Below are 14,022 nucleotides of genomic sequence, written 5' to 3'. Positions count from 1 at the left end.
GCTTATTAATGTTATGACAAAAAAAATGCACAGTTTTCACTGTGCATTTTCTATCTAGAATAACATTGTTATTTTACTTCTTCGAAATCTACATCTTCCACATCGCTAGCTTCAGAATCTCCTCCACCAGATTGTTGTCCGGCATCAGGTCCTGCTGCTCCACCTTGCTGTGCTTCAGCTTGTGCTTTGTACATTTCTTCACTTGCTACTTTCCAAGCTTCATTTATTTTATCAAGCGCTGGCTGAATAACTGCAAGATCTTTAGTTTCGTAAGCTTTCTTCAATTCTTCAAGAGCTTCTTCGATCGGCTTTTTCTTATCATCTGATAATTTGTCACCAAACTCTTTAAGCTGTTTTTCCGTTTGAAAAATCATTCCATCTGCTTCATTCAACTTATCAGCAGTTTCTTTAGCTGTTTTATCTGCTTCTGCATTTGCCTCTGCTTCTTGCTTCATTCTTTCGATTTCTTCTTCTGTTAATCCAGAAGATGCTTCGATACGAATATCCTGAGATTTGTTAGTAGCTTTATCAGTAGCAGACACTTTTATAATACCATTGGCATCGATATCAAAAGTTACTTCGATTTGTGGTACTCCTCTTTGTGCTGGCGGAATTCCATCTAAGTGGAAACGACCTATAGTCTTATTATCTGCTGCCATTGGACGCTCTCCTTGTAAAACATGGATCTCTACAGATGGTTGATTATCTGCTGCTGTAGAGAATACTTGAGACTTTTTAGTCGGAATCGTCGTATTCGCTTCGATTAACTTTGTCATTACGTTACCCATAGTCTCTATTCCTAAAGAAAGTGGTGTAACATCTAATAACAATACGTCTTTTACATCTCCAGTAAGTACTCCTCCCTGAATTGCAGCTCCAATAGCCACAACCTCATCTGGGTTAACACCTTTACTTGGTGCTTTTCCGAAAAACTTCTCTACTGCTTCCTGAACTGCAGGAATACGAGTAGATCCACCAACTAATATAATTTCATCGATATCACTTGTAGAAAGTCCTGCAGAGTTTAATGCAGTACGACAAGGCTCGATTGTACGTTTTACTAAATCATCGATTAATTGATCGAATTTTGCTCTTGTTAATGATCTTACTAAGTGTTTAGGCCCACTAGCTGTAGCAGTAACATATGGTAAATTGATTTCTGTTTGAGCAGAAGATGATAATTCTATTTTCGCTTTTTCCGCAGCTTCTTTTAAACGCTGTAAAGCCATTGGATCCTGACGAAGATCCATGCTTTCCTCTGCTTTAAACTCTTCAGCTAACCAATCAATAATTTTTTGATCTACATCATCTCCTCCTAAGTGTGTATCACCATCTGTAGATAGTACTTCAAATACCCCATCTCCTAATTCTAAGATAGATACATCATGAGTACCACCTCCAAAATCAAATACTACTATTTTTTGGTCAGTACCTTTTTTATCAAGACCATATGCTAGTGCAGCTGCAGTAGGTTCATTGATAATTCTTTCAACCTTTAATCCAGCGATTTCTCCAGCTTCTTTAGTAGCCTGACGTTGTGCATCATTAAAATAAGCAGGTACTGTAATTACTGCTCTACTAATATCCTGACCTAAGTAATCTTCTGCAGTTTTCTTCATTTTTTGAAGTGTCATCGCAGATAATTCCTGAGGTGTATATAAACGACCATCGATATCAACTCTAGGTGTATCATTGTCTCCTTTCACTACTTTATAAGCAGCTCTTTCTGCTTCTTTAGATGATTCAGAGAATTTATTCCCCATAAATCTTTTAATAGAAGAGATTGTTTTAGTCGGGTTTGTAACCGCTTGACGTTTTGCAGGATCTCCAACTTTAATTTCTCCTCCTTCTACAAAAGCAATTACAGATGGAGTCGTTCTCTTTCCTTCTGCATTAGGGATAACTACAGGCTCATTACCTTCCATTACAGAAACACAAGAGTTGGTCGTCCCTAAATCTATTCCTATTATCTTACTCATATTACTATATAAATGTTATTAGTGTTTTCTAAATTATTTACTGCTCTTAGGTCAATGATTATGCCACGACTATTTATATGACAGGATGTCATTATCCTATAAAATCCTTTAAACAAGCTCAATAACACCATAAAGAAAAACAAGCAAAACTTAACTATTCTGTAAAAAAAATAGTTTTTTTTTATCAATACGTTATATTTACCGCCATAATTTCACACACAATTCGTAATTATGGAATGTATCAGTGTTTTTGATATGCTTAAGATAGGAGTTGGTCCTTCTAGTTCTCATACTTTTGGACCATGGAGAGCTGGGAGACGTTGGATCGCAGAACTGAAAGAAAATAAACTTTTTACCTCTGTCATTTCAATAAAAGTTGACTTGTTCGGATCTTTATCTTTAACCGGAAAAGGACACGCTACTGACATTGCTTCCATTTTGGGGCTTTGTGGATACGATCCTCAATCAATAGATGTTGCCCTGATACCTGAGATTATTGACCAGATAAAGTCAGATAAAACATTACTTTTTAATCAAGAATTGAAAGTCGATTTTGATCCAGAAACCCAAATTATATTCAATAGAGAATTCAAAGAATTTCACCCTAATGCTATCACATTTACTGCAACTTTAGCAGATGATAAAACGATCGACTCTACTTTTTATTCCATTGGTGGAGGTTTTGTAGTGCAGGAGGAAAGAAAAAGAGAAAAGAAAAAGATGGAAGCTTTTAGAGAGTTTCCTTTACCCATCCAAAAAGCTTCAGATCTTATCTCTTATTGCCAACAAAAAAATAAAATGATTTCTGAAATTGTTCTAGAGAATGAGCAATCTCTTCAAAGTGATGCAGAAATTAATACTAGAATACAGGAAATCTGGAATGTGATGCTTGAATCAATGTACACAGGTTGCCATACCGAAGGTACACTTCCTGGAGGATTAAATGTACGTAGAAGAGCATACGACACACATAAAAAACTTATTGGAGATTCCACTTATAACAATCCGACAGAATGGATTGAAGCCATAAGAAATACGGAGGTGAAATTCAGGCAAATCCTAAAATGGGTATCTTGCTTTGCTCTTGCAGTTAATGAAGTAAATGCCTCATTAGGAAGAGTAGTTACAGCTCCAACTAATGGAAGTGCAGGTGTAATTCCAGCTGTCATGATGTACTATATGGTCATAGAAAACCATGATGCAAATTTTGATGATGTAAAACAATTTATGCTGGTAGCCGGAGAAATCGGTAGTTTATTTAAAAAAGGTGCTACTATTTCTGCTGCCATGGGAGGTTGTCAGGCAGAAATTGGTGTTTCTTCTGCTATGGCAGCAGGAGCTTTAACCGAGCTAATGGGAGGTACTCCGGAACAAGTAGTAATGGCCAGTGAAATAGCAATGGAGCATCACCTTGGTTTAACCTGTGATCCTATAGGAGGCTTGGTACAAATACCTTGTATAGAACGAAACGCTATGGGTGCTATAAAGGCTATTAACGCTTGTGAAATGGCTCTAGATTCTGATGCAGCTAATGCCAAAGTACCTTTAGATAAAGTTATCGAAACTATGTGGGAAACCGCAAAAGATATGAATACAAAATATAAAGAAACCAGCGAAGGAGGATTAGCTATAAAAGTAAGCCTAAGCGATTGTTAATAACACCAATATTTCTATAAACTTGTTACAGAAAATCCAACAATTAATCACATCTTATTTTAGGCTATTTGGATTGTACATTCTCTTCTTTATTTGTGTGCTTGTTCTTCAAAGTATTTTTCCATATTTGGACTTGCAGAAATATTCTCAAGATGCACTGTTAGAAATTATAAAAGAAGATAAACTTAGGGCGTTTTTAGCTATGGTAGTTTTTGCACCATGCATTGAAGAACTCATGTTTAGAACATTGCTAAAACCTTCCTATAAGGACATAGCTTTATTTTTAAGTTCTTGGACATTTTTTATCATAAATATCTTCATTACCTTAGAAATAACATGGTACTATAGCTACCTTGTTTCCATAATCATTATGATTATATTATTCTATATGTATTTAAAAGCTATTCCAAAATCATATTTAGACAAATTGATACATTACCTAGATAGTAATCAATTAATTACTCTACAACTAACTTCTGTGATTTTTGGATTTTTACATATTTTCAATTACGTAGATTCTCTAACAATAAATAGTATTCTATTTCTATTGATTGTTCCGAGAATTATTGCAGGACATATGTTTGGTAAAATAAAGATTATTAACAATCACATGATTTGGCCAATATTATTACATGCTATTAATAACGGAGTAGTCTTTTTGATTATAAGCAATCGTCCCTAAATCACTTACACCCTTCTCTATTCCGAGTATCGGCAATAGCAATAATTTTCCAATTATCTCCATCATTAAATAACTGGAAAACGTTCACTCCACAATGACTGAATTGATCATTCACATAAAATTCATAAGGTGTCCAAACCTGGGCAATCTGATTATCGGCATCAATTTTAAAACTCAATAATTTCTCTAACCACTTTTGCTCTTTCGGTCTATTATGAATTGCTCCCAAAAACTTATTAAAATCAGTTTTTACAGTTTTAACAATTCCTTTTTTATCTTTTGCAATAGTTAACATGCTAAGATTAGGATCGATCGTCTTAGCGATTTTAGCAGTATCACCTTCATGAAACCCATCGAAAAATTCTAAAATCAGTTCTTTCGCTTTTTGTTGATTACTATCCATAGCATCTTGGGAGTATGCCATCTGGCTTAAAATCAATGATACAATTACTAATAAAGTTCTATACATAATAAGAAGATTTGATATTCCTAAAAACAGATTTCTGGTTTTATAAAAAATTAAAAATGAAAGGGCTATAATTTAAAATTAAATCAAAAATAATATACTCTTGTTACGATCTTTCTAATTGATTACTTTTACCAACACTAAATTAACATACAAAATGTCAACAGCAAAAAAAGATTACAAGCGCGTTACGGTAAAATCTCTTGTAGAGATGAAAGCTAATAAAGAAAAGATATCTATGCTTACTGCATATGATTATACCATGGCTAAAATTGTCGATGGCGCTGGGGTTGATGTTATTTTGGTCGGAGATTCTGCATCTAATGTGATGGCAGGTCATGAAACCACACTTCCAATTACATTGGACCAAATGATATATCATGCATCTTCTGTTATCCGAGCAATCGAAAGAGCATTGATCATTGTAGATTTACCTTTCGGTAGTTACCAAAGTGACCCAAAAGAGGCTTTACGTTCTGCTATTAGAATCATGAAAGAATCTGGAGGACATGCAGTAAAACTTGAAGGAGGTAAAGAAGTAAAGGATTCTATAAAAAGAATTTTAAATGCAGGAATACCAGTTATGGGACATTTAGGTCTTACACCACAATCTATATATAAATTCGGAACTTATACGGTTAGAGCTAAAGAAGAAGAAGAAGCGAGAAAATTAAAAGAAGACGCTTTAATGCTTGAAAAAGCAGGTTGTTTTGCCATAGTTTTAGAAAAAGTTCCTGCCAAATTAGCACAAGAAGTAGCAGAAAGCCTTACGATACCCATCATAGGAATTGGTGCAGGAAATGGTGTAGATGGTCAAGTATTGGTAACACACGATATGTTGGGGATGACACATGAGTTTAATCCTCGTTTTCTAAGACGTTATTTAGATTTATATAGTGAAATGACTAATGCTTTTCAACAATATGTTGCCGATGTAAAATCGTTGGATTTTCCGAATGAAAATGAACAGTATTAATTTTTAGAATGGTTAGATTATTTAGAAAATGGATAGTTAGATTTAAAAATGCACCGATTTAAGGATTTAGAAATATGGAAAAAGAGTCGTGTTTTCTGTACTAAAATATATGATATAACATCAGAATTTCCGGAATCAGAAAAATTTGGATTAACTAATCAATTGAGAAGAGCAGCTGTTTCAATACCTTCAAATATTGCAGAAGGATCTTCAAGAAGTTCGAATAAAGATTTTGCTCGGTTTCTTCAAATTACATTAGGTTCGGCTTACGAAATCGAAACGCAACTTCTTATTTCGTTAGATTTAGAATTTATTAATCAAACAAAACTTGATATACTTTTGAAAGATCTTGAATCTATTGTTAAAATGACTTCAAAATTTAAATCTACTTTAAAATAAAACAAGCTATCTAACCGATTAACTAATTATCTTTTTTCTAATAATCTAAAAATCGAATGAATCCCGTAATCTAATGCGATCGATGTCCAAAATTATTTCCAATAAAAACAATCTTCAAGTATTATATGAAGATAACCATATTATTGTCGTAAATAAAAGAGCTGGAGATATTGTACAAGGAGATAAAACAGGAGACAAACCACTTAGTGAAGTAGTTAAAGAATATATTGCAGTAAAATATAACAAACCTGGAGCTGTATACTTAGGATTGGTACATCGACTAGATCGACCCACTACTGGCATTGTAGTCTTCGCAAGAACCAGTAAAGCACTTCCAAGATTAAATAAGCTTTTTGCTAATAAAGAAGCTCAAAAAACCTATTGGGCAGTAGTAAAGAATACTCCTCCGAAAAAAGATGACACTCTAGTACATTGGCTAAAAAGAAATCCAAAACAGAATAAGTCATATGCTCATAAAAAAGAAGTGCCTGATAGTAAAAAAGCAATTTTAGAGTACAAAATTCTTAAAGAATTAGATCATTATTGCGCTTTGGAGATACTTCTTCATACAGGAAGACATCATCAAATCAGAACGCAATTATCGAGTATTGGATCTGTTATAAAAGGAGACTTAAAATATGGTGCAGACAGAAGTAATAAGGATGGAAGCATTCATCTACATGCTAGAAAACTAACTTTTGTTCATCCTGTAAAAAAGGAACCATTAACCATCATAGCTCCTCCTCCATCTGATGTTATATGGGATACAGTACTACGATAAAACTATTTATAAGATCTCACACTTTCTATAACTACAGAAGTAAGAATTAGCACCCCACCAATAATTGTTGTAAATACAGGTATTTCTTTTAGAAAAATAATTCCAATTATAATTCCGTATACTGGTTGAACACTACTAATAATACTTGCTGTTGTTGCTGAAAATCGTTTCAAACTAAATAAAAATAAGGTATGACCAATAGCTGTAGTAAGTATGGCTAGCACTAACGTCCATGGCCATTGCGTTATAATTCCGGAGCTATCAAATACAAAAAGAGTAGGAAATAACATAATACTAATAATTACCAATTGATACCACATGAGCATCGAACCATGATAATTACTTACTTTGGTTTTCATAAGTAAGTTTCTTAATGCATAGCAAAACGCAGAAACAACCCCAATACTCACTGCTTTTGCATATGAATTTTCTAAACTAAAATTAGGTACTAAAAAGTAAATCCCCAATAAGACCAAAGCACCTAATACTAAATGCATTTTCTGAAATTTTGTTTTTAGGATGATTGGCTCCAAAAATGATGTAATTACTGGATAAGTAAATAAAGACAACATACCGATAGCTACATTGGACATCTTTAAAGCATAGAAATACGTAATCCAATGTAATCCCATAAGAACACCTCCAAAAACAATAGTACTCCTATCTTTTGAGGCTATTCCGAATGATATCTTTTTCCATTTACAAAAAAGAAATAGTACAATTCCGGTTAAAATTGCTCTAAAAGCAATAGTCACAGGCACTGGCATATCTATATATCTCCCAAGAGCACCAGAAGTACTAATAAAAAGCATTGCCAAATTTAATTCCAGAATATTTCGAAGGTGGTGAGAATTATTCTCCATAAATAAGTTCGTATTAGCGCACTAATTTTTTAGACTTTTCCTTAATTATTTCCGAAACAGGACGATTTTCGATATTACTTTCTAACCAAGATAAGATATCTAAATATAAAAAAGCTCTTTTCTCATACGGATGATCTTCATATTGCTTCAAAGTTTTATGTAGTTTTCTAAACTCTTCTTTAATTTGATGAGGGAAGATATCACCAAGATTTCTAAGAAACTTAATCATTTCTTTTTGTACTTCATGCAAATCATCCATTTTTATAAGAAACCTATATGTTTCTTTTAACTGACTTTCCAAATGATAATCCATTCCAGCTTCATAATGTGCTACTAAACTCAATACTCTAGCAAAACACATAAGATCCTCCCTCATTTTCAAGGATTTATTATTTATGATTTTACCTAAATACTCTATACACTTACGATGATTAGCCATCCCAAAATATAAGCATCCGATTTTATAGTAAAGCACCATAATGTGATGATCATCAAGACGATTTTTGTACTTAATAATATTTTCTAAAATTTCATCTACCAAGTACTCCCCTTCATCAAAGGTTCCTTCTAAAAAATGAACATTTAACCGATTGTTATAGATAAATTGAAAAGATAATACTTCTATATTATCATCTGTAGGAAAACTATCAGATTTAATAGTCTCTTCTAATTTACTAAGTGTAAGTTTCAACTTTGTTTTATCCTGAATTAGATATAATGATTCTAACAAATAGTGATTACCTCTTAGAAAAAAAACAGGATTTAATGCTATCATTTTAGGGTGCTCATAAAATAAATCTACCCATTTCTTAGAATACTTATAACAGGACAAAAAATCCTGCACCATAAAACTGTACCACAAATGAGCTTTATATAACCATAATTTTTCCCTAAACCCTAAAAGACTCCAATCATACTTAGGCAATTTACTTTCAAAATAATGTGTAATTTCTTTATGCTCTCGATCATTTCTTACGTAGCCACTTTTGATCATTAAACCATATAGCTGAAGTGATAAATTAGAGAGTCTACTCGTAAGCACATTTTTCATGCTTAGCATTTTTGCTTCAATCGTTAATTCATCAGCGCGGCTATTAATACTTCTGGTGATATATTGGGTTTCGATTACTTTTTCGAGTTCAACAATTTCATAGGCAATATTATTCTCTTCATTTTCTTTCGCAACTGTTTTCGCCTTGTCTAAAATCTTCAGACTTTGTTTATACAATCCTTTATGATATAAAATCGTCGCAAAATCTAATTGCTCTCTAATTTGTGATCTGATGTTTTGATGTAAAGGACTTAATCGTAGACTAATTAAAATTTGTTTATAAAGATGCGCCTTAAGATTCGAGAGTTGTTGCTTCTTTACAATTCCTTTAGAAACAATTAGCTCTTCATCCAATTTTTCGCTTTTATCTAAGTGATTAAATAATGCCAAAAATTTAGAGTCTGTATTCACTCCTAACCGACCTACGTACACTTTAAATTGTCGTTTTTCGGACTTTGAAAGCGACTTTACCAAAATAAACAAAGGATCTTTTTGATCATTAGTCATTGTAAGAAAATATATTGTAATTAACTGATTAAAAGAAAGTTAATCTATTATCGAAACTTTTCAGCATTGTAAAATACTTTGACGAATCCCTTCCTTTTGAATACCCAAAATATAAATTCGTAAGAGAAAAGTAAAACATCTTAGAAGATATTTTATAAGATATTTTTAAAACTAATAATTCACATAATTCCTATGAGCGATAATAAAGTCCAAATTTTTGACACCACGTTAAGGGACGGAGAGCAAGTCCCAGGTTGTAAATTAAATACTCAACAAAAGTTAGTGATTGCTGAGCGACTAGACCTTTTAGGAGTTGATATCATCGAAGCTGGATTCCCTGTTTCTAGCCCAGGAGATTTTACTTCGGTAAACGAAATTGCAAAGATTGTAAAAAATGCAACTGTTTGCGGATTAACCAGAGCGGTAGAAAACGATATAAAAGTAGCTGCCGAAGCACTGAAATATGCTAAAAAACCAAGAATTCATACAGGAATTGGTACTTCGGATTCACATATCAAATATAAATTCAATTCTACACAGGATAAAGTTATCGAAAGAGGAATTGCCGCGGTAAAATATGCAAAGTCTTTTGTTGAAGATGTAGAGTTTTATGCCGAAGATGCTGGTAGAACTGATAATGAATTCTTAGCTCGAGTCTGCGAAGAAATGATAAAAGCAGGGGCTACCGTACTAAACATTCCTGATACTACAGGGTATTGTTTACCAGAAGAGTACGGAGCTAAAATAAAATACTTAAAGGAAAATGTAAAAGGAATTGATAAGGTTACTATTTCTTGTCATTGTCATAACGATTTAGGATTAGCCACTGCCAATTCTATTGCAGGTGCTATCAATGGTGCTCGACAAATAGAATGTACCATTAACGGAATTGGTGAACGTGCTGGTAACACAGCTTTAGAAGAAGTAGTGATGATCATGAAACAACATCCTTACTTACATCTAAATACAGACATCAATTCTAAATTATTATATGATACGAGTTTAATGGTGTCAGAAAGTATGGGAATGATGGTACAACCTAATAAAGCTATTGTAGGTGCTAATGCCTTTGCACATAGTTCTGGTATCCATCAAGATGGAGTGATTAAGAATCGTGAGACCTACGAAATCATTGATCCTGCCGAAGTTGGTGTTACTGAATCTGCTATCGTGCTAACTGCAAGAAGCGGTAGAGCTGCATTAGCTTATAGAGCAAAAAAGATCGGTTATGAATTAACAAAACTTCAATTAGATGAAGTATATAAAGAATTCTTAAACTACGCTGATAGAAAGAAAGAAGTAGTTAATGATGATATTCATGAAATTATGAAAACTGTTTCTGTAGAAGCGGCAGTTGTATAACAAAAATGAATTATTAGATTCAGAATACGTTAGGTATATCACACATATGAAAAAGACATTATTCGATAAGGTTTGGGACGCGCACGTCGTCAAAGAAGTCGAAAACGGCCCGCAAATACTTTATATTGATCAACATTTAATCCACGAAGTTACAAGTCCACAAGCATTTGGTGAATTGGAACAACGTGGAATTCCTATTTTTAGACCTCATCAGGTAGTAGCTACAGCAGATCATAACACTCCCACTGTAGACCAACATCTTCCTGTAAAAGATCCTCAATCACGTAATCAATTAGCACAATTAACAGAAAACTGTACTAAAAATAACATTACGCTCTATGGACTAGGGCATAAAAACAATGGTATTGTACATGTAATGGCCCCTGAATTAGGTATCACACAACCAGGGATGACCATGGTTTGTGGAGATAGCCATACCTCTACTCACGGTGCTTTTGGTTCTATTGCTTTTGGAATTGGAACTAGTCAGGTAGCACAAGTTTTTGCGAGTCAGTGTTTGTTATTACAAAAGCCAAAAAGTTTACGTGTTAATGTAAATGGAAAACTACAACCAGGAGTACTTCCTAAAGATGTTATTCTTTATATCATTTCTAAACTAGGTACCAATTCTGGTACTGGATATTTCTGTGAATATGCAGGAAATGTTTTTGAAGAAATGTCTATGGAAGGTAGAATGACCGTTTGTAATATGAGTATCGAAATGGGAGCGCGTGGAGGAATGATTGCTCCAGACGAAACTACTTTTGAATATATTAAAGGAAGAGAATTTGCTCCAAAAGGAGCTGATTTTGATAAGAAAGTAGCGTATTGGAAAACATTACCAACTGATGAAGGTGCTGTTTTTGATAAAGAATATCATTTTGATGCAGCGGATATATCTCCTATGATTACCTATGGAACAAATCCAGGCATGGGAATTAAGATAACTGAAAACATTCCTGTAGATACAAATGCTTCTTTTGAAAAATCATTAGCCTATATGAATTTTGAAAAAGGACAATCTCTAATTGACCAGGAAGTAAATTATGTTTTTATCGGAAGCTGTACAAATAGTAGAATTGAAGATTTTAGAGTTGCCGCTAATTATATAAAAGGAAAGAAAAAAGCAGAAAATGTTACAGCTTGGTTTGTTCCTGGTTCTCAGCGAGTAGCTACTCAAATTGTAGATGAAGGTTTAAATGAAATCTTTGAAGAAGCTGGCTTTAAACTAAGACAACCAGGTTGCTCTGCATGTTTGGCTATGAATGATGATAAAATTCCAGAAGGAGAATACTGTGTATCTACTTCTAATAGAAATTTTGAAGGTAGACAAGGACAAGGTGCCAGAACCATTCTTGCTAGTCCATTGGTAGCTGCTGCCACTGCGATCGAAGGAAAAATAATAGACATTACTAAACATTTAAACTAATCGCTATGGATAAGTTTATAAAGTTAACATCTACCGCGATACCCTTACCTATCGAAAATGTAGATACGGATCAAATAATTCCAGCGCGTTTTTTAAAAGCCACCAGTAGAGAAGGCTTCGGAGAGAACCTATTTAGAGACTGGCGTTATCATAAAGATGGAAATAAGAATACTGATTTTGCACTAAATGACACAAAATATAGTGGTAGTATTTTAGTAGCCGGCACTAACTTTGGATGTGGTTCTAGTAGAGAACATGCAGCTTGGGCGATTCATGATTATGGGATCAAAGTAGTGGTGTCCAGTTTTTTTGCAGATATATTTAAAGGAAATTCATTAAATAATGGATTGTTACCGATACAAGTAACTCCGGAGTATCTACAAGAGTTATTTTCTGCGATTGAAAAAGATCCAGCTACCCAAATAGAAGTAGACTTGGAAGCACAAACAATTACCATTGTCTCTTCTAAATCTAAAGCTGACTTCGAAATTAATAGTTACAAGAAAATGTGCTTACTCAATGGATATGATGACATTGACTTTTTAATAAGCAACCAATCAGAAATAGAAGCTTTTGAAAAAGCACGTACCTAAAAGATAAATACATGAAACTAGAAATTGCTGTATTATCCGGAGACGGAATCGGACCAGAAGTTACTGCACAAGCAGTGAAAGCTTTAGAAGCTATTGCACATAGTTTTGATCATACCTTTACTTTTAAGGATGCTTTGGTAGGTGCTATCGCAATTGATAAAACAGGAAATCCATTACCAGAAGAAACACTGCAAATCTGCGCTGATACAGACGCAGTACTTTTTGGAGCTATTGGTGACCCTAAATACGATAATGAGCCTAGTGCTCCTGTTCGTCCAGAGCAAGGGTTATTGCGCTTACGAAAAGAACTCGGTTTATATGCCAATATCCGACCCGTAAAGGCTTATGACACCTTATTAGATAAATCACCTTTAAAGAGAAATATCATTGAAGGTACAGATATCTCTATTTATCGAGAACTTACTGGTGGAATTTATTTTGGTAAGAAACAACTTAATGAAGCAGGGACTGTGGCTTCAGATTTATGCGAATATTCTAAAGAAGAAATAGAACGTATTACGAGATTAGCTTTTAAAGCAGCTCAGAAGAGACGTAATAAGCTTACCTTAGTAGATAAAGCCAATGTTTTAGAATCTTCTAGACTATGGAGAAAAGTAGTTACAGAAATTTCGAAAGAATATTCAGATGTAGATTTAGATTTTCTTTTTGTAGACAATGCAGCGATGCAAATGATCCTAAATCCAAGTCAGTTTGATGTAATCTTAACCGAAAATATGTTTGGAGATATCATTTCAGATGAAGCCAGTGTAATTGGAGGTTCTATAGGATTATTAGCGTCTGCTTCTGTGGGAGATACTTGTTGTATGTTTGAACCGATACACGGATCCTATCCACAAGCAACAGGAAAAGGAATTGCCAATCCAATAGCTGCTATTTTATCTGCCGCTATGTTACTAGAACATTTTGATCTTTTAGAGGAATCACAAGCTATCAAAAATGCAGTAGAGAAGGCTTTAGAATTAAACCTTACCACACCCGATTTAAATAGTATTAATCCATTAACTACGGAAAAAGTAGGAGACTTTATTTATGATTATATTTTAAATCCTGAAGACTCTAACATTAATTTCGAGAATATACACGTAGGACAATCTACGATTATCTAGTATTAGTTATATATTTATTGTTTGTAAAGAGAGCAATCAGAAATATTTTTCTGGTTGCTTTTTTTATATAATCCACTAGGACTTACATCATCCATTGTAAGCCCTTAAAAAATCTAATGATTTTACAATATTCCAATAGTATTTAGATAGA

Annotated in this window: 13 protein-coding genes; 9 read left to right on the top strand and 4 right to left on the bottom strand. The window is 33.7% G+C overall.

From position 1 onward, the window contains the following. Window positions 1-68: 68 nt before the first annotated feature. Window positions 69-1,979 (bottom strand): molecular chaperone DnaK, encoded by a 1,911-nt coding sequence (gene dnaK, locus Q1A73_RS22545; RefSeq protein ID WP_299610489.1) that lies wholly within the window; start codon window positions 1,977-1,979, stop codon window positions 69-71. Between the two features lie 231 nt (window positions 1,980-2,210). Here dnaK and Q1A73_RS22540 point away from each other — a divergent pair, with 231 nt between their 5' ends. Both Q1A73_RS22540 and Q1A73_RS22535 read left to right on the top strand, forming a co-directional pair. Next, window positions 2,211-3,635: an L-serine ammonia-lyase gene (locus tag Q1A73_RS22540; RefSeq protein WP_299610486.1), complete on the top strand. Its 1,425-nt coding sequence runs from the start codon at window positions 2,211-2,213 to the stop codon at window positions 3,633-3,635. 127 nt (window positions 3,636-3,762) lie between these two features. Further along, window positions 3,763-4,317, top strand: coding sequence for a CPBP family glutamic-type intramembrane protease (locus tag Q1A73_RS22535; protein ID WP_299610483.1), 555 nt, complete (start codon window positions 3,763-3,765; stop codon window positions 4,315-4,317). Between the two features lies 1 nt (window position 4,318). Here the strand turns inward: Q1A73_RS22535 and Q1A73_RS22530 are convergent, their stop codons facing one another. Continuing rightward, window positions 4,319-4,786, bottom strand: coding sequence for a nuclear transport factor 2 family protein (locus tag Q1A73_RS22530; RefSeq protein WP_299610481.1), 468 nt, complete (start codon window positions 4,784-4,786; stop codon window positions 4,319-4,321). A 154-nt stretch (window positions 4,787-4,940) separates the two neighbouring features. Between Q1A73_RS22530 and panB the strand changes: the two genes are divergently transcribed. The 3 genes from panB (at window position 4,941) to Q1A73_RS22515 (ending at window position 6,939) form a co-directional block, all read left to right on the top strand. Beyond that, window positions 4,941-5,759: a 3-methyl-2-oxobutanoate hydroxymethyltransferase gene (gene panB / locus Q1A73_RS22525; RefSeq protein ID WP_299610479.1), complete on the top strand. Its 819-nt coding sequence runs from the start codon at window positions 4,941-4,943 to the stop codon at window positions 5,757-5,759. Between the two features lie 48 nt (window positions 5,760-5,807). Continuing rightward, window positions 5,808-6,158 (top strand): four helix bundle protein, encoded by a 351-nt coding sequence (locus tag Q1A73_RS22520; RefSeq protein WP_299610477.1) that lies wholly within the window; start codon window positions 5,808-5,810, stop codon window positions 6,156-6,158. Between the two features lie 82 nt (window positions 6,159-6,240). Next, window positions 6,241-6,939, top strand: a complete 699-nt coding sequence (locus Q1A73_RS22515; RefSeq protein WP_299610475.1) for an RluA family pseudouridine synthase — start codon at window positions 6,241-6,243, stop codon at window positions 6,937-6,939. 2 nt (window positions 6,940-6,941) lie between these two features. Here Q1A73_RS22515 and Q1A73_RS22510 read toward each other — a convergent pair whose 3' ends face one another. Both Q1A73_RS22510 and Q1A73_RS22505 read right to left on the bottom strand, forming a co-directional pair. After that, window positions 6,942-7,802 (bottom strand): EamA family transporter, encoded by an 861-nt coding sequence (locus Q1A73_RS22510; protein ID WP_299610473.1) that lies wholly within the window; start codon window positions 7,800-7,802, stop codon window positions 6,942-6,944. Window positions 7,803-7,815: 13 nt separating this feature from the next. Next, window positions 7,816-9,360: a hypothetical protein gene (locus Q1A73_RS22505; protein WP_299610471.1), complete on the bottom strand. Its 1,545-nt coding sequence runs from the start codon at window positions 9,358-9,360 to the stop codon at window positions 7,816-7,818. Window positions 9,361-9,552: 192 nt separating this feature from the next. Between Q1A73_RS22505 and Q1A73_RS22500 the strand changes: the two genes are divergently transcribed. The 4 genes from Q1A73_RS22500 to leuB are packed head-to-tail and all read left to right on the top strand — an operon-like array spanning window position 9,553 to window position 13,871. Next, complete coding sequence (locus Q1A73_RS22500; protein ID WP_299610468.1) at window positions 9,553-10,722, top strand: 2-isopropylmalate synthase; 1,170 nt, start codon at window positions 9,553-9,555, stop codon at window positions 10,720-10,722. Between the two features lie 46 nt (window positions 10,723-10,768). Next, window positions 10,769-12,151, top strand: a complete 1,383-nt coding sequence (gene leuC / locus Q1A73_RS22495) for a 3-isopropylmalate dehydratase large subunit (protein WP_299610465.1) — start codon at window positions 10,769-10,771, stop codon at window positions 12,149-12,151. A 5-nt stretch (window positions 12,152-12,156) separates the two neighbouring features. Next, window positions 12,157-12,744, top strand: a complete 588-nt coding sequence (gene leuD, locus Q1A73_RS22490; protein WP_299610462.1) for a 3-isopropylmalate dehydratase small subunit — start codon at window positions 12,157-12,159, stop codon at window positions 12,742-12,744. Window positions 12,745-12,755: 11 nt separating this feature from the next. Further along, the gene (gene leuB / locus Q1A73_RS22485) at window positions 12,756-13,871 is read left to right on the top strand and encodes a 3-isopropylmalate dehydrogenase (RefSeq protein ID WP_299610459.1); all 1,116 of its coding nucleotides are present in this window, start codon (window positions 12,756-12,758) and stop codon (window positions 13,869-13,871) included. Window positions 13,872-14,022 lie beyond the last annotated feature (151 nt).

It is taken from the genome of uncultured Aquimarina sp. (assembly GCF_947492115.1).
In the GTDB taxonomy this organism is placed as follows: domain Bacteria; phylum Bacteroidota; class Bacteroidia; order Flavobacteriales; family Flavobacteriaceae; genus Aquimarina.
Note: the sequence above shows the minus strand (reverse complement) of the source record. Positions and strands in the feature narration are given on the sequence as shown.

What these genes read in the sequence shown, in the direction of transcription:
- dnaK (WP_299610489.1), bottom strand. Translation starts at nt 1,979, where the DNA reads ATGAGTAAGATAATAGGAATAGATTTAGGGACGACCAACTCTTGTGTT.
- Q1A73_RS22540 (WP_299610486.1), top strand. Translation starts at nt 2,211, where the DNA reads ATGGAATGTATCAGTGTTTTTGATATGCTTAAGATAGGAGTTGGTCCT.
- Q1A73_RS22530 (WP_299610481.1), bottom strand. Translation starts at nt 4,786, where the DNA reads ATGTATAGAACTTTATTAGTAATTGTATCATTGATTTTAAGCCAGATG.
- panB (WP_299610479.1), top strand. Translation starts at nt 4,941, where the DNA reads ATGTCAACAGCAAAAAAAGATTACAAGCGCGTTACGGTAAAATCTCTT.
- Q1A73_RS22520 (WP_299610477.1), top strand. Translation starts at nt 5,808, where the DNA reads ATGCACCGATTTAAGGATTTAGAAATATGGAAAAAGAGTCGTGTTTTC.
- Q1A73_RS22515 (WP_299610475.1), top strand. Translation starts at nt 6,241, where the DNA reads ATGTCCAAAATTATTTCCAATAAAAACAATCTTCAAGTATTATATGAA.
- Q1A73_RS22510 (WP_299610473.1), bottom strand. Translation starts at nt 7,802, where the DNA reads ATGGAGAATAATTCTCACCACCTTCGAAATATTCTGGAATTAAATTTG.
- Q1A73_RS22505 (WP_299610471.1), bottom strand. Translation starts at nt 9,360, where the DNA reads ATGACTAATGATCAAAAAGATCCTTTGTTTATTTTGGTAAAGTCGCTT.
- Q1A73_RS22500 (WP_299610468.1), top strand. Translation starts at nt 9,553, where the DNA reads ATGAGCGATAATAAAGTCCAAATTTTTGACACCACGTTAAGGGACGGA.
- leuC (WP_299610465.1), top strand. Translation starts at nt 10,769, where the DNA reads ATGAAAAAGACATTATTCGATAAGGTTTGGGACGCGCACGTCGTCAAA.
- leuD (WP_299610462.1), top strand. Translation starts at nt 12,157, where the DNA reads ATGGATAAGTTTATAAAGTTAACATCTACCGCGATACCCTTACCTATC.
- leuB (WP_299610459.1), top strand. Translation starts at nt 12,756, where the DNA reads ATGAAACTAGAAATTGCTGTATTATCCGGAGACGGAATCGGACCAGAA.